We start from the raw sequence: 21,674 nt of genomic DNA, 5'->3' as shown, positions 1-21,674 counted from the left end.
CTAAAATTTAGCAGGAAGTATCCAACAAATTTAGCTTACAACTGTTTGAGTTATTTAAACAAAAATAACCGTTTTTATCGTCAAAACCGAAAGCAGCTAGCGGATGACCATCACTGAACCACGTTTCACAACCGGATTTCGTTCAGGGAAATATTGAGCCTCGTAAGAAATGACATACGGATAAACACCTGGCTGCACTTTAAGCCCTTTGTAGGTACCATCCCAGCGTTTTTCAACAGAATCCGTTGCAAAGATCACCTCTCCCCAACGGTTGTATATACGCATGGTGAAGTTAACGTAATAGGCTCCGAAGACTTCCAGATTTTCATTGACTTGCGGACCGTTTCCATCTGGCGTAAATGCGTCGGGTATAAAGAATCGCGGTTCGCATTTATCAATTACACTTGTGGATTTTTCAGTAGAACAACCGTCGGTGTTGGTTCCAATAACACTATATACACCCTCCGTATTGACACTAACAGTCCGCGTAGTGTCTCCTGAATGCTGCCATTCATACTTTATATCACCAACCCCGTTGGCGTCAAGCATTACGGACTGTCCATCTGGAATACATATGATATATTCGGGAAGCAGATTCAATACCGGGGAAGGCAGCTCTCCTACCTGCAATGTGTCAGAATTATAGCAGTTATTCCCGTCCTTAACAGTTACCGAATATGTCCCTGGCGACTCAACTTTTATGTCCCTGGTATTTTCACCAGTGCTCCAGTTGAATTCGATCCATCTTGTGCTCTCCACAGAAAGCATAACGGAGCTGTCGCGACACATGGTGGTATCCGGTCCAATGGAGAATGGTGGTGGCTGACGAAGCGTTATCTTAATGGTATCTGATGAAAAACATTCGTTATTGGGACCATTGTAGGCAATTCCAATATAATCGCCAGTTGCCGTAGCCCGGTATTCTTGTTGACGGCTGATCACTCTTCCTCTTCGCATCCATACATAATTTTCTGCCTCAACATTAATTTTCAATGGCACATAAGCTCCGCATGTGTCCTTGTCAGGTCCCAGATCAATTCCCAACGGAGTTTCATAAATTGTTATTTCCTGTACAACGGTAGTATCTCTGCAATTTTCAACGGTAAGTAATAAAGCTACTTTGTAAGTACCGGCCTGTGTGTAAGTATGCGTTGTCTGTTGCTGTTCGGACGGTTGCGTGAAACTTGGAGCAGCAGGGTCATAATCAAAATCCCAGGCATAAGTATTTTTCAAAGGATCACACACCGGGCTCGCCTCAAATGTTGTAGGTTCATTCGTACAAAAACCATCCGCCTCAAAACCAGCCCCAGAACCATCCTGACTAAAATCCTGCACCATAGAGGGTAATCCAAGCTGGCTTTTCTTTCCTCCGAGGTTAACCCCTTCTCTTTCATATTCAACACCTCTCACAGAGTTGCCTTCAGGCTCTCCTATTGTTGCCAGGTATTCACTTCCCTCTATGGCCATGTAAATTTTGCCATCGGGAGCATATTGAAGTGCACCGTATTTCTGGGTGGCAGAGCTGTCTATTGTTATGGCAGTCTCTGTTAAAAGACTGTCCGGCATTGTCAGGTCGTATTGTTTCAGGACTGACTTTGTTCCATTTTCTCCCTGGAATGAAATGTACATTTTTTCACCCGATGAAGAGAATTCTATACCATAAGCCGTAGGTGGAGCAGGCCCGAGATTAACTGTCTTGTCATGCGTAAGTGTTCCGGTAGAGTCATTAAAGTAAAACAAGTCAACATAATTGGTAGGAGGCCCGGGTACAATCACAGCAAGGCGTCTCTGTCCGTTAGTCGTGTCCGGTGATGAAAACTTCATGTAACCTTCGCCCTTGTGCAGACTGTCGTGTGGCATTCCTAACTCCGGAGCACTGGTTTCTATCAAACCGCCTGTGGTTGCATGGAAAATCCGAAATTTGTTGGTACCGTAATCATGAGAAATAACCCAGTAGGTACTATCCCGATCATTACGAACAGAGGCGAGGCGTTCCGTTGTAGGCTGTTGCAGGATTGTATTTTGCTCAATTACCGCTCCCTTACCATTTTCCCTACGCATATCAACCACACTTTTGGTTAACAGCTTTTCTCCATTGATATCAGAAGTTGTAAATACATTAAACAGGTATTCACAACCTTTACAGGTCGGCTGAGGAACGATGAGCACCGATTGCGTACTATTAGGACTACCTTTCAAAGGCTCGCAAGCCGCGTTAAAACACGGCATCTCCTCCCCATCCCTATTCCATATCTTAATCCCATCCGAATAAAAAAGCAACTGACCATTCGAATTGGCAATAGACGAAGTTCCTTCCGGAGTATTTACCTTTCCATCGGTAATAGGAGAAGGTGGATTATTAGAAAAATCAAGACCCGCATTGCCACCAAAATACCATTTGGCTCCTTCCTGAGCAGGAGGTTCAATACAGATTTTTACATTTACCCGATCCTGTATTTTACAGCCATTCAAAAAGACCTCCACCGAGTAGCATCCTGCACTGTCAACTTTTAAAGTCTGAGTGGTGTCACCTTTGGGGTACCATAAAAATTTGGCTCCCGCTGGCGCACCGTTAGGGTAAGGATCCAGTGTGAGCGTATCGCCTTTACAAATGGTCGTATCCGCTTTCCATTCCTGAAAAACGGGAGGCAGTTCACCAATATTAATAGCCTTGGTTAATGTCTCTCTAGTGCCGCCGGGTAAGGTTCGCACCAAAGTAACTGTATATGGTCCGGGAGTGGCGTAAGAATGCTGTGCGATTTTTCTTGTATCAGTTCCACCGTCGCCGAAGCTCCATTGCCACGCAATAGCGGTCCCATGCGTATCTGTAAATGTGGTTGAATCATCCTCACAGTCGGGATTTAGCATACATTGCCCATCAACTGTGAAATCCTGCGCCTTTCCTGTAACAGCCAGAAGGAGCATCAGGAAGAAAAAACAATAAAATTGTTGCGACAGTTTATTATAAAATTGAGTCATGTTTCGTTACTAGATCAATCGCCCCCAACCATTCATTTTAGATATTCTCATTACCTGATTGTTCTAACGAAAATAAAATGTTAAAATTTTGTGCGGTAATGTCATAAAAAGCATTCTAATTTGAATATTAATACGCAATTTGACCACTTTTCGTGGAAATATATTTGTATTTTTTTTGCTGGTTTTTCGTTCATGTTCTGAAAAGCCAGTTAATGTATACCATTTATGACCAAGCATATACTTTCTTTCCTGATATTGACACTTCTTTGCCAGAAAGGTTGGAGTCAGGATCCACAATTTTCACAGTTTTACGCTAACCCGCTGTACCTTAACCCTGCCCTTGCTGGTGGCGCACTTGCACCTCGTGCAACAGTCAATTACCGCAACCAGTGGCCATCACTTTCTGCTAATTTCGTAACAACCAGCTTTGGTGCGGATGTCTTCCTTCCCAACTACAACAGTGGCCTGGGCGTATTAGTTACAATGGATAGCCAGGGATTAGGAAACCTAAAATCGACAGACATTGCGTTACAATATTCGTACCAAATCCAGCTAAACGACGTCACATCTCTACGCCTTGGTATTCAAGGAGGATTCGCTTCCAGAACGCTCGATTATTTCGGTCTTACTTTTGGTGATCAATATAACAATGGTGGGTTGCAGCCTGGTGGATCACAGGATCCATATGCGCAGGGTGGTCCGAATGTAAATTATGCTGATTTTGGGTCCGGTTTAATGGTATATTCCGACTGGTATTGGGCAGGAATTTCAGCACATCATCTAAACAGACCGAATCAGGCATTTTCTTCAGTCGAAACTGCCCGTCTTCCTATGAAAACAAGTTTTCAGGCGGGTCTTCGTATTCCGTTTGCAGGTTATACTTATCTGGGAAATGAGATTGATAAGGAGAAAACAATATCTCCTGCCATCATGTATAAAAAACAGGGCAAATATGATCAGTTCGATGCAGGCTTATACGTAACCCTCGAACCCCTTGTATTAGGTGCATGGTACCGGGGAATCCCCTTCAAGCAATACGAAAAAGGCATAAACAACCACGAATCACTTGTTTTCCTTGCGGGTTTTCGTCAGGACAAATTTTCAATCGGGTACAGCTACGATGTAACGATCTCTACCCTTGGTGCAAGCAGTGGTGGCGCACATGAAATATCGCTCTCATACGTTTTTGAGCCTCTCACCCCAAAACAAAAGAGATCAAAAAGCAGCAAAAAGCAATTATCCTGCCCAAAATTCTAAATTTTTTAAATATTGGATAAGGTAAAGTACAGAAAAGGCCGTCTTTGCTGTATTAATATTAATACCTAACCATTAGCTTATCGCATGTTTAATTCATCCAAAATCTCCATTCTTTTAAGTTTGGCATTTCTGATAATCGCTTCCAATGCTTTCTCTGCTCCACCCAAAAAAGAATTTTACGAGATAAGAATATATCAGGTAAAAAATGCTGATCAGGAATCACGGGTTGAAAAGTATTTGAAAGAAGCCTACATACCTGCATTGCATCGTTTGGGTATAAAAAGTGTAGGTGTTTTTAAGCCAGTAAAATCCGATACTGCCGCGGCCGGAAAACTGGTTTATGTATTAACGCCTCTCAAATCACTGGATCAACTATATACTTTACCAAAACAGCTTGATAAAGACGCAGGATACCTTGCAGCAGGGAGAGATTACATTGATGCCGAGTATAAAAACCCACCTTATTCAAGATTCGAATCGATTATCTTACAGGCATTTGACCAAATGCCCGTTCATGCAAAATCCAAACTGGACGGTCCGAAAAGTGAACGCATATACGAGTTGCGCAGCTATGAAGGGCATACGGAGAAAATTTACCGGAATAAGCTAAAAATGTTCAATGCGGGAGGAGAAATACCGCTATTTGAAAGGTTAGGATTTAACGCTGTTTTCTATGGTGAAGTAATTGCAGGAAGCAAGATGCCTAACCTGATGTACATGACAACATTTGCAAATAAGGCAGATCGTGATGCACACTGGAAATCATTCAGCGACGATGCTGAGTGGAATAAATTGAAGGTTAATCCTGAATATCAGAATAATGTATCTAAAAATGTGCAGCTATTTTTGTATCCAACAGAGTATTCGGACATTTAAAACTTTCGACTGAAAACATTGGGAGCAATCAACTTACATGGGCTGATTGCTCCTTTTTTATTGTAACCTATTTTATTTCTTAACAGCCTCAATCGCTCCACGTACACTTCCATATTCTTCCAATAAAGATTCAGCTTCATCAGGCGATACTCCCAATTCGTCAATAATCATGTGAATGGCTCGATTCACCAGCTTTTCGTTGGTCATTTGCATGTCTACCATTTTGTTGCCTTTCACTTTTCCCAGACGGATCATGACCGAAGTCGAAATCATATTCAATACCAATTTCTGAGCCGTTCCTGATTTCATACGAGTACTTCCGGTTAAAAACTCAGGCCCCACGACTACTTCAACAGGAAATTCCGCTGCTTTTGCCACTGCCGAACCATCGTTACAGACGACACAACCTGTAAGCAAACCTGCTTTTTTTGCTTCATTAAGCCCTCCTATTACATAAGGTGTTCTCCCAGAAGCTGCAATACCAATAAGGGTATCATTCTCATTGACCCCATACGAAGCCAAATCTATCCACGCCTGATTCCAGTCGTCCTCGGCATTTTCAACCGCTTTCCGGATTGCGGTATCACCTCCTGCAATAATTCCTACAACAAGATCAAAAGGAACTCCGAAAGTAGGCGGACATTCAGAAGCATCCACCACCCCCAACCGGCCACTGGTACCGGCTCCAATGTAGAATAATCTTCCTCCGTTTTTCATTCGGGGCACGATCTGTTCTACCAAAGCTTCTACTTGCGGGATCGATTTTGCCACTGCCGCAGGCACGGTTTGATCCTCCCGATTGATCGAATTCAGGATTTCCTGAACACTCATTTGTTCAAGATTATTATAAAGAGATGATGATTCTGTGGTAAGCATAATATTGCCGATTTTTGATTTCAAAAGTAATTGTTTTCCTCATACCATTCTTTTACCAATGTAAATTTGGTATTTATCGAAGAATATTTTCAAAAAATTGCTCCATTATTTGGAAAATAAAAAGATTGACTTCTAATTTGTAACGAAATTAACAAATCAGCGAAATTTCGCTAGACTTAAAATTTACGTTTTTATACATGAAACAAGCTATTCTCATTCCGGTCCTAGTGCTAGTCACGCCAAGAGCGTGAGTGAGGATGATATACAACCTGATATCTTACACCTCGCTCACCAAAATGAGTGAGGTTTTTTATTTACAACATATTCACCAATGGCGACAGAACTTAACAGATTTTCAAAAACCCTAACTCAGGAAGTAACCAATCCGGCTGCGCAAGCGATGTTGTACGGAATTGGCTTGAAAGAAGCCGATATGGAAAAACCCCAAATCGGAATTGCCAGTACAGGTTACGAAGGAAATACATGTAATATGCACCTGAACGGACTTTCTGTTTATGTAAAACAGGGTGTTCAGGCAAACAACGATATGATCGGTCTTATTTTCAATACCATTGGTGTATCCGATGGTATGACAAATGGAAATGACGGCATGCGCTACTCACTTCCAAGCCGTGATATTATTGCTGATTCTATTGAAACTGTGGTTGCTGCACAATGGTACGATGGTGTAATAGCGGTTGTAGGTTGTGATAAAAATATGCCTGGTGCTATAATGGCCATGGCGCGCCTTGATCGTCCTGCCATTATGGTGTATGGCGGAACAATTCGTTCAGGACATTACAAAGGACAAAAACTGGATATCGTTTCTGCATTTGAAGCTCTCGGCAAAAAATTCGCAAACAATATATCCGACGAAGATTATAAAGGTGTAATTCAAAATGCGATTCCGGGCCAGGGCGCTTGTGGTGGTATGTACACTGCCAATACCATGGCTGCTTCCATTGAAGCAATGGGATTGAGCCTTCCTTTCAGCAGCAGTTATCCTGCAACCCATGCAGGAAAGCAGGAGGAATGCAAAAAAATAGGCGTTGCAATGAAACGTCTGTTGGAATTGAACCTTACACCAAGAGATATCATCACCAAAGAATCTCTTGAAAATGCACTTACCGTTGTAATGGCATTGGGTGGCTCTACCAACGCAGCTTTGCACTTTTTGGCGATTGCCCGCGCAGCGGATCTACCATTGACATTGGACGATATCCAGGAAATTTCCAATCGCGTTCCATTTATTGCTGACTTGAAACCAAGCGGTAAATATTACATGGAAGATATTTTGGAAATTGGTGGTGTGCCGGCTGTAATGAAATATTTGTATTCAAAAGGTTTGATCCACGGTGAATGTCTTACCGTAACGGGAAGAACTTTGGCGGAAGATCTTGCCGAAGCACCTGATCTTAACTTTGAAACACAAAAAATCATTTTCCCACTTGAATCACCGATAAAGTCATCGGGCCACATTCAGGTATTGTACGGAAACCTTGCGCCACAAGGATCGGTTGCAAAAATTACAGGTAAAGAGGGTTTGACTTTCGACGGCGAAGCAAAAATTTGTGAGCACGAATCGGAAATTATTACCATGCTTTCCCAAGGTGAGATCAAAGAAGGACATGTAGTTGTAATCCGTAATGCAGGACCAAAGGGCGGACCGGGAATGTCGGAAATGTTAAAACCTACATCTGCGGTAATGGGGGCCGGACTTGGAGACAAAATTGCACTGATCACAGATGGCCGTTTCTCAGGAGGAACACACGGATTTGTAGTAGGGCATATTACGCCGGAAGCATTTGACGGTGGTCCGATTGCCCTTGTGAAAGACGGCGACCGTATCACAATCGATGCAAATACCCGCCAACTGATTGTTCATATCTCTGATGAAGAAATGGCAGCAAGAAAGGCAGCATGGGTACAACCAGAGCCAAAGTTCACAAAAGGAATGTTGGGAAGATACATCCGTACGGTGAAGTCGGCCAGTGAAGGATGTGTGACTGACGAAGCGTAGAAGAAGAGAGTTAAAGATTATGGAAACATAGTCTACAATATAGAAAGCTTGAAATTCATCCGACTAAATAGAAAAGGTCATGGAATTTAATGAAAACCAAACACAAGTAGCCGACATCGCTGAACCAGTGGCACCGGTTACAACTCCAGAACTGATTAACGGTTCTCATGCAGTCATTCAGTCACTGATTGCCGAAGGTGTAGAAACCATTTTCGGCTATCCGGGCGGAGCAATCATGCCTGTTTATGATGCGATTTATGATTATCAGGAGCAGGTCAATCACATCCTTGTTCGTCACGAACAAGGTGCTGCACATGCTGCCGAAGGTTTTGCGCGTATCACAGGTCAAGTTGGTGTCTGTTTGGTAACATCCGGACCGGGTGCAACGAACCTCGTTACCGGAATTGCCGATGCAATAATTGACTCAACGCCAATGGTTTGTATTGTTGGACAAGTTGCGTCTCACTTGCTTGGAACGGATGCATTTCAGGAGACAGATGTGATGGGTGTTACTATTCCGATTACAAAATGGAATTACCAGATCACCAATGCAGATGAAATTCCTGAAATCATTGCCAAGGCATTTTATATAGCTAAATCAGGTCGTCCGGGGCCTGTTTTGCTCGATATTACTAAGGATGCACAGCAAAAATTGATGACTAAACCATTTGTTCACAAAAAATGTGAGAAACTGATCAGTTATCATCCAAGACTGTCTCCGAAAGAAGACCAGGTTGTAGCTGCTGCCAAACTCATAAATGAAGCTAAAAAGCCATTTTTGTTCTTTGGACATGGGGTACAAATTGCTGGTGCAGAACAAGAACTGATTCAATTGCTTGAAAAAACAGATATTCCAGCAGCTTCAACGCTTCTTGGGCTTTCTTCTGTTTCAGTTGACCACCCTAACTATGTGGGCTGGTTGGGAATGCACGGGAACTACGGCACAAATGTACTTACCAATCAATGTGACCTGATTATTGCGGTAGGTATGCGCTTCGATGACCGGGTAACCGGCGATTTAAGCCGTTATGCCAAACAGGCAAAAGTGGTTCATATTGAGATTGACCCTGCTGAAATTGATAAGATCGTTAAAGCGGACGCACCGGTAGTTGGTGATGCAAAAAAGGCATTGGAGTTGCTTATTCCTCTTTTGAAAGAAAACGATCACAAAGCATGGAGAGCTGAATTTGATAAGTTTGCACAAATTGAGGATGAAAAAATAACGCAGCCTGAACTTGCGCCTACAACAGAAAAAATTAAAATGGCGGAAGTGATTCGTACACTTTCGGATAAAACCAAGGGTGAGGCGGTGATCGTTGCGGATGTTGGTCAGCACCAGATGATGACAGCCCGTTACTATCAGTTCAAAAAACCGAATTCTTTCATCACTTCGGGCGGACTTGGAACGATGGGTTATGCGCTTCCTGCATCATTTGGTGCAAAAGTGGGAGCTCCCGACCGTGAAGTTGTCGCGATTATCGGTGACGGCTGTTTCCAAATGACGATTCAGGAATTGGGAACAATTGCGCAAAGCGGCCTTCCTGTTAAAATTATTATTCTGAATAACAATTTCTTAGGAATGGTTCGCCAGTGGCAACAGCTTTTCCACCAAAAGCGCTATTCTTTCGTAGAACTTCAAAATCCTGATTTTATCACCATTGCAAAAGGATTTGGAATAGACGGACATACCTGCGGAGCAAGAGAAGATTTGAACGATTCTCTTGATAAAATGCTGGCTTCCGACAAACCTTATCTACTGGAAGTTCTTGTGGAAAAAGAAGAAAACGTATTCCCGATGGTTCCAACCGGAGCTTGTGTGGCCGATATAAGACTTGAATAATGTAGAATCGATCTCTAAAATCCTTTCACATCATTCACAAGAATTCTAAAAAAATTATGACAGCATACACCATTTGTGTCTTTACCGAAAATACGATTGGTATTCTCAACAAGATCACAACCATCCTGACCAGAAGGAGGATAAATATTGACAGTCTGACAGTTTCGGAAACGGAACGTAAGGGTATTTCCCGGTTCACGATCGTCATTCACCATGAGTCGCGCGAAGCAGTCGAAAAACTGGTTCGTCAGATCCGTAAGGTGATCGAAGTTTTGGCTGTATTTGGCTATCTGAATGAAGACATCGCATACAATGAGATTGCGATGTTTAAAATTTCAACACCCATTGGCGCAAAACCTCTTGATATTGAAACAATTAACAAGACTCACAAAGCATGGGTTGTTTACTGGCACCTGACATACGTGATCATTCAGAAAACAGGTACGGAAGAAGAGATTTTCGAGTTCTTCGACTATATCAAACCGCACGGAATCCTGGAATTTGTAAGATCAGGACGTGTGGCAGTGAGCAAATCACCTCAAACGCTGGTGGATTACCTGCCGGAAGCTGAGTGGGAGTATTACCAATAGGATTTTCATTTTTAGTAATATTGTTTTTAAATCGAGTAATTAATTAATCCAATCAATAATCAATGGCAAAATTAAATTTCGGCGGGGTCGAAGAAGAAGTAGTAACCCGTGAAGAATTCCCTCTTGAAAAAGCACGTGAAGTACTTTCTACTGAAACTATCGCTGTAATCGGTTACGGTGTACAAGGTCCTGGTCAAAGCCTTAACATGCGCGACAATGGATTCAATGTAATCGTTGGACAACGTAAAGGCGGAAAATCATGGGACAAAGCCGTTGCTGACGGATGGGTTCCTGGCGAAACACTTTTCGAACTTGAAGAAGCTTTGGCAAAAGGAACAATCATTTGCTACCTTCTTTCTGATGCAGCTCAAATCGAACTTTGGCCTACGGTTAAAGCCAACCTTACTGCCGGAAAATCGCTTTATTTCTCACACGGTTTCGGTGTAACTTATAAAGATCAGACTGGTATCGTTCCTCCTGCTGACGTAGATGTATATCTTGTAGCGCCAAAAGGATCAGGAACTTCACTTCGTCGTTTGTTTGTAGAAGGAAAAGGCTTGAACTCATCTTTCGCTGTGTTCCAGGATGCAACTGGCAAAGCACGTGAAAAATGTATCGCAATGGGTATCGGTGTTGGTTCAGGATATTTGTTCGAAACTGATTTCTACCGTGAAGTAACATCTGACCTTACAGGTGAGCGTGGTACTTTGATGGGTGCTATTCAGGGTATCTTTGCTGCTCAGTATGAAGTACTTCGTTCAAACGGACACTCTCCATCAGAAGCATTCAATGAAACAGTTGAAGAATTGACTCAGTCATTGATGCCTCTTGTTGCTGAAAACGGAATGGACTGGATGTACGCAAACTGCTCTACAACAGCTCAACGTGGTGCTCTTGACTGGTGGAAGCCTTTCCGTGACGCAACTAAGCCTGTTTTCGAACAACTTTACAACTCTGTAAAATCAGGAGAACAAGCTACGATTTCTATCACTCGTAACTCACAACCTGACTACCGCGTGAAACTGGAAGTTGAACTTGCTGAGCTTCGCGATTCAGAAATGTGGAGAGCTGGAACTACTGTACGTGGATTACGTCCTGAAAACAGCTAGTTTTAAACTATCTCAATATACATGTACCCCTGAGCTTTTGGTTTAGGGGTACTTTTGTTATAAAACCTGAGGTTAGCTTAAAACATTGAGTGTGGAATTTGTTGGCGGTCCTGACATAGAAATATTATGTATAATTCAAAAAATCGGCAACATCGAGGAAACGCTCAGAAGGCATATTTCAGCCAAGTCAGAAGATCTAATTCTAAAACAATATCAAACCTTGAAAGCAGACCTTTGTAAACAGTTAGCTTGTTTAGTCTCCGAAGCAATTGGAGCCAGGGTTGAGATTGCAGTCTGAGTCAAAAATCATATATTTGATAAGCAAAAAAGACACAGGAATATGAAGGAAATCATTTTTCTAATTAATGAAGCCGAAGAAGGCGGATTTACAGCAAGAGCTTTGGGAGAGTCCATTTTTACAGATGCTGAAACTATGGATGAACTGAAAACGAATATTCAGGAAGCAATTGAATGCCATTTTGATAATCCAACTGACAAACCAAAGATTGCCCATCTTCATTTCGTTAAAGACGAAATTTTGGAGATTGTATGATAGTGCCTTCTGATCTTACGGGAAAAGAACTTCTCAAACTTTGCTCTAGACATTTTGGGTATGAAAAAACCCGGCAGGTAGGCAGTCACATTCGTGCTACAACTACTATTAATGGTCAGCATCACATTACCATTCCTGATCACAAACCAATAAAAACAAACACTTTACGAGGCATCGTCAAAGATATTGCAGAACATTTTGGGAAAGATCCGAAGTACATTTCAGAAGTACTCTTCGGATAATTAGTTCCCTTTCAACCATAATTTGATGACCACTCAGTTTCACTCCGCTCCCACTCTCGACAATATTTTCCTAGCTGCTGAACGGCTAAGAGGAATCATAAACCATACTCCGTTACTCTACAACGCACATTTATCCGAACAATACGAAGCGAATATTTACCTAAAAAGGGAAGATTTGCAAACGGTTCGTTCTTATAAAATCAGAGGGGCATATAACAAAATGGCCAGTATAGGTGCCGAAGCTCTTGCTGGTGGCGTTGTATGTGCAAGTGCAGGAAATCATGCGCAGGGCGTTGCCTATGCTTGCCGTAAAATGCAGGTAAAAGGAGCGATTTTCATGCCTACGACTACTCCCGCACAAAAGGTAAAACAAGTTCGTCTTTTCGGAAAAGAATGGGTGGATGTTCTTTTGGTAGGAGACACTTATGATGATGCTTATCACGCGTCGGTAGTATACCAAAAAGCCAACAATGCCACATTTGTACATCCTTTCGACGATCTTCAGGTGATTGAAGGACAGGGAACCGTAGGTTTGGAAATTTTTAAAGACGCCGATTTCAAGGTCGATTACCTGCTTATGGCGATTGGTGGCGGTGGACTTGCTTCCGGAATTTCTACGGTTTTTAAACAGCTTTCTCCCAAAACAAAATTAATTGGTGTAGAACCAGCAGGATCGCCCACCATGCACGCCTCCATGGAAGCTGGCAGCGTAGTGACGCTGGAACATATTGACAAATTTGTAGATGGCGCAGCCGTTCGCCGGGCAGGTGATATTACGTTTGACATATGTAGTAAAAGTTTAGATAAGGTTTTGCTCATTCCGGAAGGAAAAGTTTGCTCTACCATTCTTCAGCTTTACAACGAAGAAGCCATTGTTGCCGAACCAGCCGGAGCATTAACAGTTGCTGCTTTGGACTTTGTAAAAGATGAAATTAAAGGCAAAAATGTAGTTGCACTTATCAGTGGTGGAAACAACGACATCACCCGAACCGAGGAAATAAAAGAGCGCTCACTGCTCTACGAAGGGCTAAAACATTATTTCATCATCCGTTTTCCGCAACGTTCAGGCGCATTCCGTGAGTTTTTGAACGTTCTTGGACCAAATGATGACATCGCCAGATTTGAATACGTCAAGAAAACCAACAAAGAACAGGGCCCCGCTTTGGTAGGAATTGAGCTGAAATACAGAGAAGATTTTGAACCGCTTATCTCAAGAATGGATGAAAATAAAGTTGTTTACGAATACCTGAACGACCAGCAGGATTTGTTTCAGTTTTTGGTGTGATGGTCTCTAGAAAATACAAAATCATATGGCTGGGTTATTTGTTATCTTTGTTAGCCAGTTAATCAATCCCCCAAATTTATGCTACCTGATAAACAGCATATTATAGAGTTAATCCAAAGTCGTAGACTAGCTATTCAAATGCTTGGTGCTGAACGACTCGGCCTTTTTGGTTCATTCGCCCGAAACGAGCAGAACGAAACAAGCGACATTGATTTTGTTGTCGAATTCAAATCAGGCATGAAAAAGTATAAGAATCTCCTTGATTTGGCAGATTTATTAGAGGAAACACTTCAAAGAAAAGTTGATTTACTGACTTGGGAAGGAATGGCTTCCTTCGTTCAAAGAGAAGCAAAAAAAGATATTCAATATGTCTCCTTCGTTGATTGAGTTTTTAGAACATATTCAGAAAGAGTTAACTTTTCTCGTAACGCACTCTAGGACTATCACATTTGATAAATTTCTTGAAGACGATTTAATTAATCGGGCCTATTTAAGAAGTCTTGAAATTATTGGAGAAGCCTCCAAAAAAGTACCCGACGAAATTCGCTATAAGTATAAAGAAGTTGACTGGCGTGGTATGACAGGCCTAAGAGATGTGTTAATCCACGAATACTTTCAGGTAGATTACGAGTTGGTCTGGGAAGTAATTCAAAACAACATTCCGCTTGCTAAGGAATGGCTTGATTTCATCATCATGGAAGAAAAGCGTCAGTAATAGCATGCTACGCGTTCCTTCTGATATCAGCTCTTCCGAATTTGAATCGTTAAAGATTCAGGATATGACTTTTGTTGCCTATCGCAACGAAGTATATCCGTCGAAATACGACGTTTTTTTTGAAGAACATGCGGTGATTGTCGTTTTGGAAGGCGAGAAAAAATTCACCAGCCCTACACAGGAAGTACATGTTGAAAAGGGTGATATTTTGTTCATTCAGAGGGGTTTCTATTTAATGTCTGAATCCATCAATGAATCTTACAAAAGCCTTGTATTCTTTTTTGACGAAAAACTTTTGAAGGAATTTGTAGGGCTTCATCCTGAGCTTTTCAATGCCGAAGAACCAACTGCAATTCTTGAAAACCCCATTCTTCTTCTCAAATCGGATGATAATTTTGAGAAGTTTATACAATCCGTATTTCCCTATTTTAAGTCAAGAACAGCCCTTAAAAACCATTTCCTACGTCTCAAATTCCAGGAATTACTACTTCACTTGCTCGAACTGGATGCTTCGCAACAGCTGCGTGCTATTCTATATAGCCTTTACAAAGGAGAAAAAGTAGATCTTTCGTTCCTCATGAACAGCTATTACCTGAAACCATTAACCCTAAACGAGCTTGCACGCTTATCCGGACGCAGCCTTTCTGCCTTCAAGCGGGATTTTCAGGAAGAATTTGATAGTTCCCCAGCATTCTGGCTGAAAAACAAGAGACTGGACTACGCCGATTTTCAGTTAAGAAACAGCACCAAAAACGTTTCAGAAATTAGTACCGAGATTGGTTATGAGAGTGTTTCTCATTTTATTAAAACCTATAAGGAGAAATTTGGGGTGACGCCTAAGAGGCATGGGTGATTCGGTATAATGTGTTTAATCGATGAATCGCTTATTGTTACTTTTATTATAATTCCCGTCTTTTGAAAAGTAAGTTTGAATATTTCCACTAGGAATAAAATACGATTGTTATGCAATTAAATGCAGGTGATAAAAAGTATCAAATTTTTATCTGGGGTTTTGTCATCAATTGTTCAATAGCGTGCTTGTTTTACTATTTGTCCGAACCTAATAAAAGTCATTCCAGTGTTAGTAATGAAAGTTTTAGAAGCGCAGGCTATTTAATTCTTGCCATACTTTCCTTAGTTGGTGCAGCACTCTCACTGGCAATACCTGTTTTTTTATCATTAGTTAAGCTTTATCAAAGCCTATCAAACAAACAAAAAGAGATTTTCCAACTGTTCGGGATGCCATTGCTTATAATTATTTCAATTTTGATTCTAAAGCGCTTAAAAGTATTTTAGGATTACCCCCCCGATCACTGTTTCTTTACCCCCAATACCAATTCCCGCCCAAACTACACCTCCAAACTAAAATCACTACTTTTTGAACGTTTACCGTTATACTAATTTGTATAATAATATGGTAATTTGTAGCCTCATTTCTCCTTTGCGGAAAACCTGTTGAAAAATGGGCATTCCTATAATTGAGAATTGAACACCATGGCGAAATTATATATTGTAACTTATGAGTAATCAAGCGAGTACATTGTTCGACAAAGTGTGGGACGCACACGTTGTACGCAAAATTGAAGATGGTCCGGATGTATTTTTCATCGACCGTCATTTTATCCACGAAGTAACCAGTCCGGTTGCTTTTCTTGGTCTGGAAAGTAGAAACGTTGGTGTTATTTATCCTGAGCGTACTTTCGCAACGGCTGATCACAACACACCGACGATTAATCAACATCTTCCGGTTGCAGATCCACTTTCGGCCAACCAGCTTAAAGCTTTGGAAACTAACTCTGCAAAATACGGTATTTCTCACTGGGGATTGGGCAATGCAAGAAATGGTATTGTGCACGTTGTGGGTCCAGAAAACGGTATCACACTTCCGGGTATGACCATCGTTTGCGGTGATTCTCATACTTCTACCCATGGTGCTTTTGGTGCCATTGCTTTTGGTATTGGTACCTCGGAGGTTGAAATGGTGCTTTCTTCGCAATGCATCATGCAGCCTAAGCCAAAGAAAATGCGTGTGAACGTCAATGGCGTTTTGGGTAAAGCTGTTACTCCTAAGGATGTTACGCTATATATCATTTCAAAACTGACAACTGCTGGTGCAACGGGTTATTTCGTTGAATATGCAGGTGATGTGTTCCGTAACATGACCATGGAAGGCCGTATGACGGTTTGTAATATGAGTATCGAAATGGGTGCACGCGGCGGCATGATCGCTCCTGACCAAACCACCTTTGACTACATCGAAGGCCGCGAACAAGCTCCCAAAGGTGAGAAGTGGGATAAAGCACTTGCTTACTGGAAAACATTGGTAACGGATGAAGATGCCACATTCGATAAGGAATACACTTTCGATGCAGCTGACATTGAACCCATGATTACCTACGGAACCAATCCGGGTATGGGTCAGGGAATTTCTTTGAATATCCCTACTGCTGAGCAAGTTGAAGGTGGCAAAGCTACTTATGACAAGTCTCTGAACTACATGGGTTTCCATGAAAACGAATCCATGCTGGGTAAAAAAATCGATTACGTATTCATCGGCAGCTGTACAAACGGACGTATTGAAGACTTCCGTGCATTTGCATCCATCGTAAAAGGTCGCAAAAAAGCAGATAACGTAACTGCTTGGGTTGTTCCGGGCTCTCATATCGTTGAAGCGCAGATCAAAGAAGAAGGAATTCTTGATATCCTTACTGAAGCAGGTTTCGAACTTCGTCAGCCAGGTTGCTCAGCATGTCTGGCCATGAACGACGACAAAATCCCAGCCGGAAAATACGCTGTAAGTACCTCAAACAGAAACTTCGAAGGAAGACAAGGCCCAGGAGCCCGTACTTTGCTTGCTAGTCCATTGGTTGCAGCAGCTGCTGCTGTGACTGGTGTTGTAACAGATCCGAGAGATTTGTTGTAATTCGAAAGGTTACACAGAGATTCACGGAGTACAAAAGAGAGCCACAGAGATTATTTTAAATAAGTTCTATAATTTTCTGTGTGACTCAGCACTGCACTTGTGTGTCTGTAAGATAAAGCATAACCACAACTGATTTATGGACATCAATGATTTAACTGGTGAGATTATTGGTTGCTGCATTGAGATCCATAGAGAACTGGGACCTGGAATGTTAGAGTCTGCATATGAAGAGTGCCTGGCTTATGAATTAACTAAGGCTGGATTACTTTTCGAAAGGCAAAAACCAATTCCGATCCGATACAAGGAAATTGACATTGAGTACGGTTACCGAATGGATTTTGTAGTGGAAAATTTAGTAGTTGTTGAATTGAAAAGCGTTGAAGCAATAAGTTCTGTCCATACTGCTCAAATTTTGACATACATGAAGTTCGCAGAGATGGATGCAGGTCTTCTGATAAATTTCAATGTTTCAATGCTTAAAAACGGTATAAAAAGATTTTTAAATTAAATGAGGTTACTCAGAATCATGATTCAAGGGATGTTAAAAGTTTATGCGCAGTGTTGATAAATCTCTGTGTCCCTCTTTTTTAACTCCGTGAATCTCTGTGTAACCTGCTTAAAAACATACATACAAATGGCATACGATAAATTCACAATATTAAAAAGCACGGCAGTTCCTTTGCCGATTGAGAACGTTGACACGGATCAGATCATCCCTGCACGCTTCCTTAAAGCGACCAAACGCGAAGGATTTGGCGATAACCTTTTCAGAGACTGGCGTTACAACGGTGACGATACTCCGAAGCAGGATTTCGTATTGAACAACCCAATTTACTCCGGTAAAATCCTTGTAGGCGGACGCAACTTCGGTAGCGGATCGAGCCGTGAGCACGCTGCATGGGCGATTTACGATTACGGTTTCCGTTGCGTAGTTTCCAGCTTCTTCGCAGATATTTTTAAAGGCAACTCTCTCAATATCGGAATCTTACCAGTTCAGGTTAGTGAAGAGTTTCTTGACAAAATATTCCAGGCTATTGAAGCTGATCCAAATGCTGAACTGGAAGTGAATCTTCCTGAGCAAACCATTACACTTCTTGCAACAGGAGAGAAAGAATCTTTCGACATCAATGGTTATAAAAAACACAATATGACCAACGGCTTTGACGATATCGATTATCTTCAGGCTATGAAAAGTGAGATCGAAGAATTTGAAGCAGCGAGAATTTATTAAAAGGCTTTCGGCTTTCAGCAATCGGCTTTCGGCTTTTTTACCGATGCAGGCCGATAGCCGACAGCCGACGGCCGACAGCCCCACATGAACAGACGCTATATTGAAATAATGGATACGACACTTCGCGATGGTGAGCAAACCAGCGGTGTGTCGTTTTCTGCATCAGAAAAATTAACCATCGCCCAGCTCCTGTTGCAGGAAGTTAAAGTAGATCGCATTGAAGTGGCCTCGGCACGTGTGTCTGAGGGTGAATTTCAGGCGGTAAAAAAAATTACTGAATGGGCAAAAGCAAACGGATTTCTTGATAAAATAGAAGTTCTCACATTTGTTGACGGAGACGCTTCGATAAACTGGATGCTGGAATCTGGTGCGAGAGTAATGAACCTGCTCACAAAAGGTTCGCTTAATCATCTTACGCATCAGCTTAAAAAGCAACCTGCCGAACATTTTGAGGACATCAGGAAGGTCATTGAACTGGCGCAGGCTTCCGGAATAGACTGCAACGTGTACATGGAAGATTGGAGTAACGGGATGCGGAGTTCGAAAGAGTACGTTTTCCAGGCACTGGATTTCCTTTGTACAATACCTATTAAACGGATTTTGCTGCCAGATACGTTAGGGATTTTAACTCCATCTGAGTCTTATGAGTTTGTGAAATCCATTGTTGACCGTTATCCAAACTGTCGATTCGAATTTCATGCACATAACGATTACGACCTGAGCGTTGCCAACGTGATGGAGGCATTGAGAGCTGGCGCACACGGACTTCACCTTACCGTAAATGGTATGGGAGAAAGAACCGGAAATGCCCCTCTTGCAAGTACAATTGCGGTTTTGAAGGATTTCATGCCGGAGTATGAAACCTCTGTGAATGAAAAATCACTGTATTCAGTTAGCAAACTTGTTGAGACATTTTCAGGGATTCGTATTCCTTCCAATAAACCTATTGTTGGCGAAAGTGTTTTTACGCAAACCGCCGGTATTCACGCAGATGGAGACAAGAAAAACAATCTCTATTTCAGCAAGTTAATGCCTGAGCGATTTGGACGTCTTCGTTCTTATGCCTTGGGTAAAACATCAGGAAAAGCCAATATTGAGAACAATCTGCGTGACCTTGGAATTACCCTTGCAGATGCTGATCTGAAAAAAGTAACGCAGCGGATCATCGAGCTTGGCGACAGAAAAGAAGCGGTCACACCTGACGATCTCCCCTACATCATTTCTGATGTTCTGGATAGTAATGCTATTGAAGAAAAGGTAGTTATCGTGAACTATGTACTCACGCATTCTAAAAATCTTAAGCCTTCCGCTACATTGCAAATACGGTTTGGTGACGAAATTTTTGAAGAAAGTGCACAGGGTGACGGTCAGTATGATGCCTTTATGAACGCGCTGAAAAAGATATATTGCAAAAAGGGAATCAGCCTTCCTATGCTGACGGATTATGCCGTAAGGATTCCGCCGGGCGGAAAAACCGATGCCCTGTGCGAAACGATTATAACCTGGGAAATTAATGGTAAAGATGTAAAAACAAGAGGTCTGGACTCCGATCAAACTGTATCGGCGATCATGGCAACGCAGAAGATGTTGAATTTGATTGGCGTTCCTAATGAGCCAATTAACCACGGAGTTGTCGGAGTATGGCACTGAGTTACCCGGAGTTTGACCATATTACCAGTCAAATCCTAAGTTCGGCTTTCGCAGTTCACACTGCGCTTGGTCCGGGTTTATTAGAACATGCATATAAGGAATGCCTTTACTATAAAATGACCAAAAGCGGCTTATTTGTTGAAAAAGAAAAGGCAATGCCTCTGATTTTTGAAGAGATAAAACTTGATTGTGGTTACAGGATTGACCTATTGATAGAAAATAAGATTGTACTTGAATTAAAATCAGTTGAGTCACTACATGATGTTCATACTTCACAAGTCTTGACATACATGCGATTAGGGCAATTCAAAATCGGCTATTTGATCAATTTCAATGTAAGTAGTTTAAAAAGTGGAATAAAACGTTTTGTATTATAAACACGGTGAAACTCTGTGCTAAACTCAGCGCAACTCCGTGGTAAACCAAATTTATTAATGAAGAAGCATATTCTAATTGTTCCCGGTGATGGTATCGGACAGGAAGTTACAGAAGTTGGTAAAAAAGTTTTAGAGAAAATCGCTGCCAAATTTGGTCACGAATTTACCTATGATGAGGCACTGATTGGCCACGTTGCCATTGAAGCAACAGGAAATCCGCTTCCTGATGAAACGCTTGAAAAAATGAGAGCTTCTGACGCCGTTCTTTTCGGAGCAGTGGGTCACCCAAAATATGATAACGATCCAAGCGCAAAAGTTCGTCCGGAACAAGGTCTTTTGAAAATGCGTAAAGAACTTGGTTTGTATGCCAATCTTCGCCCGATCAAGTTGTTTGACGAGTTGCTTGGCGCATCTTCTATCAAACCAGAAATCCTGAAAGGATCGGATATTCTTTTCTTCCGCGAGCTTACCGGCGATATTTATTTCGGAGAAAAAGGTCGTAAAAACGATGGCGACACTGCTTACGACATCGCAGAATACAGCCGTTACGAAGTTGAACGTATTGCCCGCAAAGCTTTTGATGCAGCCCGTACGCGTCGTAAAAAACTTTGCTCTGTTGACAAAGCAAACGTATTGGAAACAAGCAGATTGTGGAGAGAAGTTGTTCAAAAACTAGCTCCTGAATATCCTGACGTGGAAGTTGAACACCAGTTTGTTGATTCAGCAGCAATGATGCTCATCAAAGATCCGCGTCGTTTCGATGTTGTTGTAACTGCCAACCTTTTCGGAGATATTCTTACTGACGAAGCAAGCCAGATTGCTGGTTCAATGGGTATGCTTGCATCCGCTTCAATTGGTGACAGTACTGGTGTTTACGAGCCAATCCACGGTTCTGCTCACGATATTACAGGTAAGGGTATCGCGAATCCGTTAGCATCTGTGCTTTCAGCCGCACTTCTGCTTGATATCTCGTTTGGTTTGAAAGAAGAATCCGACGCGATTATTGCTGCAGTGGACAAATTGCTTAAAGACGGATTCAGAACGAAGGACATTGCAGACGAAACAACTCCGGCGGATAAAATTCTGAATACACAGTCTGCAGGTGAAGAACTTTTGAAGAGAATTTGATTTTTTTGAAGTTTTTGCCAAAT

Annotated in this window: 21 protein-coding genes; 19 read left to right on the top strand and 2 right to left on the bottom strand. The window is 41.9% G+C overall.

Annotated elements, in window-relative coordinates; all coding sequences use genetic code 11:
* Positions 1 to 96 precede the first annotated feature (96 nt).
* Positions 97 to 2,979, bottom strand: coding sequence for a PKD domain-containing protein (locus tag LZG71_RS17100; protein WP_233822319.1), 2,883 nt, complete (start codon positions 2,977 to 2,979; stop codon positions 97 to 99).
* 225 nt (positions 2,980 to 3,204) lie between these two features.
* Between LZG71_RS17100 and LZG71_RS17095 the strand changes: the two genes are divergently transcribed.
* Together LZG71_RS17095 and LZG71_RS17090 are read left to right on the top strand one after the other, a co-directional pair.
* Positions 3,205 to 4,236, top strand: a complete 1,032-nt coding sequence (locus tag LZG71_RS17095; protein ID WP_233822317.1) for a type IX secretion system membrane protein PorP/SprF — start codon at positions 3,205 to 3,207, stop codon at positions 4,234 to 4,236.
* Positions 4,237 to 4,320: 84 nt separating this feature from the next.
* On the top strand, positions 4,321 to 5,112 hold the full coding sequence (locus LZG71_RS17090; RefSeq protein ID WP_233822315.1) for an NIPSNAP family protein: 792 nt from the start codon (positions 4,321 to 4,323) through the stop codon (positions 5,110 to 5,112).
* A 72-nt stretch (positions 5,113 to 5,184) separates the two neighbouring features.
* On the opposite strand, the gene murQ is transcribed toward LZG71_RS17090, so the two are convergent.
* On the bottom strand, positions 5,185 to 5,988 hold the full coding sequence (gene murQ, locus LZG71_RS17085; protein WP_233822313.1) for an N-acetylmuramic acid 6-phosphate etherase: 804 nt from the start codon (positions 5,986 to 5,988) through the stop codon (positions 5,185 to 5,187).
* Between the two features lie 331 nt (positions 5,989 to 6,319).
* On the opposite strand from murQ, the gene ilvD reads away from it, so the two are divergent.
* The 17 genes from ilvD (at position 6,320) to leuB (ending at position 21,651) form a co-directional block, all read left to right on the top strand.
* Entirely contained in the window at positions 6,320 to 8,008 is a 1,689-nt protein-coding gene (gene ilvD, locus LZG71_RS17080) for a dihydroxy-acid dehydratase (protein ID WP_233822311.1), read from the top strand.
* A 79-nt stretch (positions 8,009 to 8,087) separates the two neighbouring features.
* The gene (ilvB, locus tag LZG71_RS17075; RefSeq protein ID WP_233822309.1) at positions 8,088 to 9,848 is read left to right on the top strand and encodes a biosynthetic-type acetolactate synthase large subunit; all 1,761 of its coding nucleotides are present in this window, start codon (positions 8,088 to 8,090) and stop codon (positions 9,846 to 9,848) included.
* 56 nt (positions 9,849 to 9,904) lie between these two features.
* Positions 9,905 to 10,438 carry an acetolactate synthase small subunit gene (gene ilvN, locus LZG71_RS17070; protein ID WP_233822307.1) on the top strand — a complete coding sequence of 178 codons (534 nt, stop codon included), beginning with the start codon at positions 9,905 to 9,907 and terminating at the stop codon, positions 10,436 to 10,438.
* 62 nt (positions 10,439 to 10,500) lie between these two features.
* Entirely contained in the window at positions 10,501 to 11,547 is a 1,047-nt protein-coding gene (ilvC, locus tag LZG71_RS17065; RefSeq protein ID WP_233822304.1) for a ketol-acid reductoisomerase, read from the top strand.
* Between the two features lie 340 nt (positions 11,548 to 11,887).
* On the top strand, positions 11,888 to 12,100 hold the full coding sequence (locus tag LZG71_RS17060; RefSeq protein WP_233822302.1) for a 2-oxoisovalerate dehydrogenase: 213 nt from the start codon (positions 11,888 to 11,890) through the stop codon (positions 12,098 to 12,100).
* On the top strand, positions 12,097 to 12,342 hold the full coding sequence (locus tag LZG71_RS17055; protein ID WP_233822300.1) for a type II toxin-antitoxin system HicA family toxin: 246 nt from the start codon (positions 12,097 to 12,099) through the stop codon (positions 12,340 to 12,342). Before LZG71_RS17060 ends, LZG71_RS17055 begins: the two co-directional genes overlap by 4 nt.
* Positions 12,343 to 12,367: 25 nt before the next feature.
* Positions 12,368 to 13,627, top strand: a complete 1,260-nt coding sequence (gene ilvA, locus LZG71_RS17050; RefSeq protein ID WP_233822298.1) for a threonine ammonia-lyase IlvA — start codon at positions 12,368 to 12,370, stop codon at positions 13,625 to 13,627.
* A gap of 78 nt (positions 13,628 to 13,705) precedes the next feature.
* Positions 13,706 to 14,014, top strand: coding sequence for a nucleotidyltransferase family protein (locus LZG71_RS17045; RefSeq protein WP_233822296.1), 309 nt, complete (start codon positions 13,706 to 13,708; stop codon positions 14,012 to 14,014).
* A complete protein-coding gene (locus LZG71_RS17040; RefSeq protein ID WP_233822294.1) occupies positions 13,995 to 14,342 on the top strand; it encodes a DUF86 domain-containing protein in 348 nt (115 codons plus the stop codon). Before LZG71_RS17045 ends, LZG71_RS17040 begins: the two co-directional genes overlap by 20 nt.
* A 4-nt stretch (positions 14,343 to 14,346) precedes the next feature.
* Complete coding sequence (locus LZG71_RS17035) at positions 14,347 to 15,195, top strand: helix-turn-helix domain-containing protein (RefSeq protein ID WP_233822292.1); 849 nt, start codon at positions 14,347 to 14,349, stop codon at positions 15,193 to 15,195.
* 110 nt (positions 15,196 to 15,305) lie between these two features.
* Positions 15,306 to 15,638, top strand: a complete 333-nt coding sequence (locus LZG71_RS17030; protein WP_233822290.1) for a hypothetical protein — start codon at positions 15,306 to 15,308, stop codon at positions 15,636 to 15,638.
* 223 nt (positions 15,639 to 15,861) lie between these two features.
* Positions 15,862 to 17,265 carry a 3-isopropylmalate dehydratase large subunit gene (leuC, locus tag LZG71_RS17025; protein ID WP_233822288.1) on the top strand — a complete coding sequence of 468 codons (1,404 nt, stop codon included), beginning with the start codon at positions 15,862 to 15,864 and terminating at the stop codon, positions 17,263 to 17,265.
* 136 nt (positions 17,266 to 17,401) lie between these two features.
* Positions 17,402 to 17,773 (top strand): GxxExxY protein, encoded by a 372-nt coding sequence (locus LZG71_RS17020; protein ID WP_233822286.1) that lies wholly within the window; start codon positions 17,402 to 17,404, stop codon positions 17,771 to 17,773.
* Between the two features lie 126 nt (positions 17,774 to 17,899).
* The gene (gene leuD / locus LZG71_RS17015; RefSeq protein WP_233822284.1) at positions 17,900 to 18,496 is read left to right on the top strand and encodes a 3-isopropylmalate dehydratase small subunit; all 597 of its coding nucleotides are present in this window, start codon (positions 17,900 to 17,902) and stop codon (positions 18,494 to 18,496) included.
* 84 nt (positions 18,497 to 18,580) lie between these two features.
* A complete protein-coding gene (locus tag LZG71_RS17010; protein WP_233822282.1) occupies positions 18,581 to 20,146 on the top strand; it encodes an alpha-isopropylmalate synthase regulatory domain-containing protein in 1,566 nt (521 codons plus the stop codon).
* The gene (locus tag LZG71_RS17005) at positions 20,137 to 20,523 is read left to right on the top strand and encodes a GxxExxY protein (RefSeq protein WP_233822280.1); all 387 of its coding nucleotides are present in this window, start codon (positions 20,137 to 20,139) and stop codon (positions 20,521 to 20,523) included. The genes LZG71_RS17010 and LZG71_RS17005 overlap by 10 nt, the downstream gene beginning before the upstream one ends.
* 57 nt (positions 20,524 to 20,580) lie before the next feature.
* Entirely contained in the window at positions 20,581 to 21,651 is a 1,071-nt protein-coding gene (gene leuB, locus LZG71_RS17000) for a 3-isopropylmalate dehydrogenase (RefSeq protein WP_233822278.1), read from the top strand.
* Positions 21,652 to 21,674 lie beyond the last annotated feature (23 nt).

The organism is Dyadobacter sp. CY312, from assembly GCF_021390535.1.
Taxonomy (GTDB): Bacteria; Bacteroidota; Bacteroidia; order Cytophagales; family Spirosomataceae; genus Dyadobacter.
Note: the sequence above shows the minus strand (reverse complement) of the source record. Positions and strands in the feature narration are given on the sequence as shown.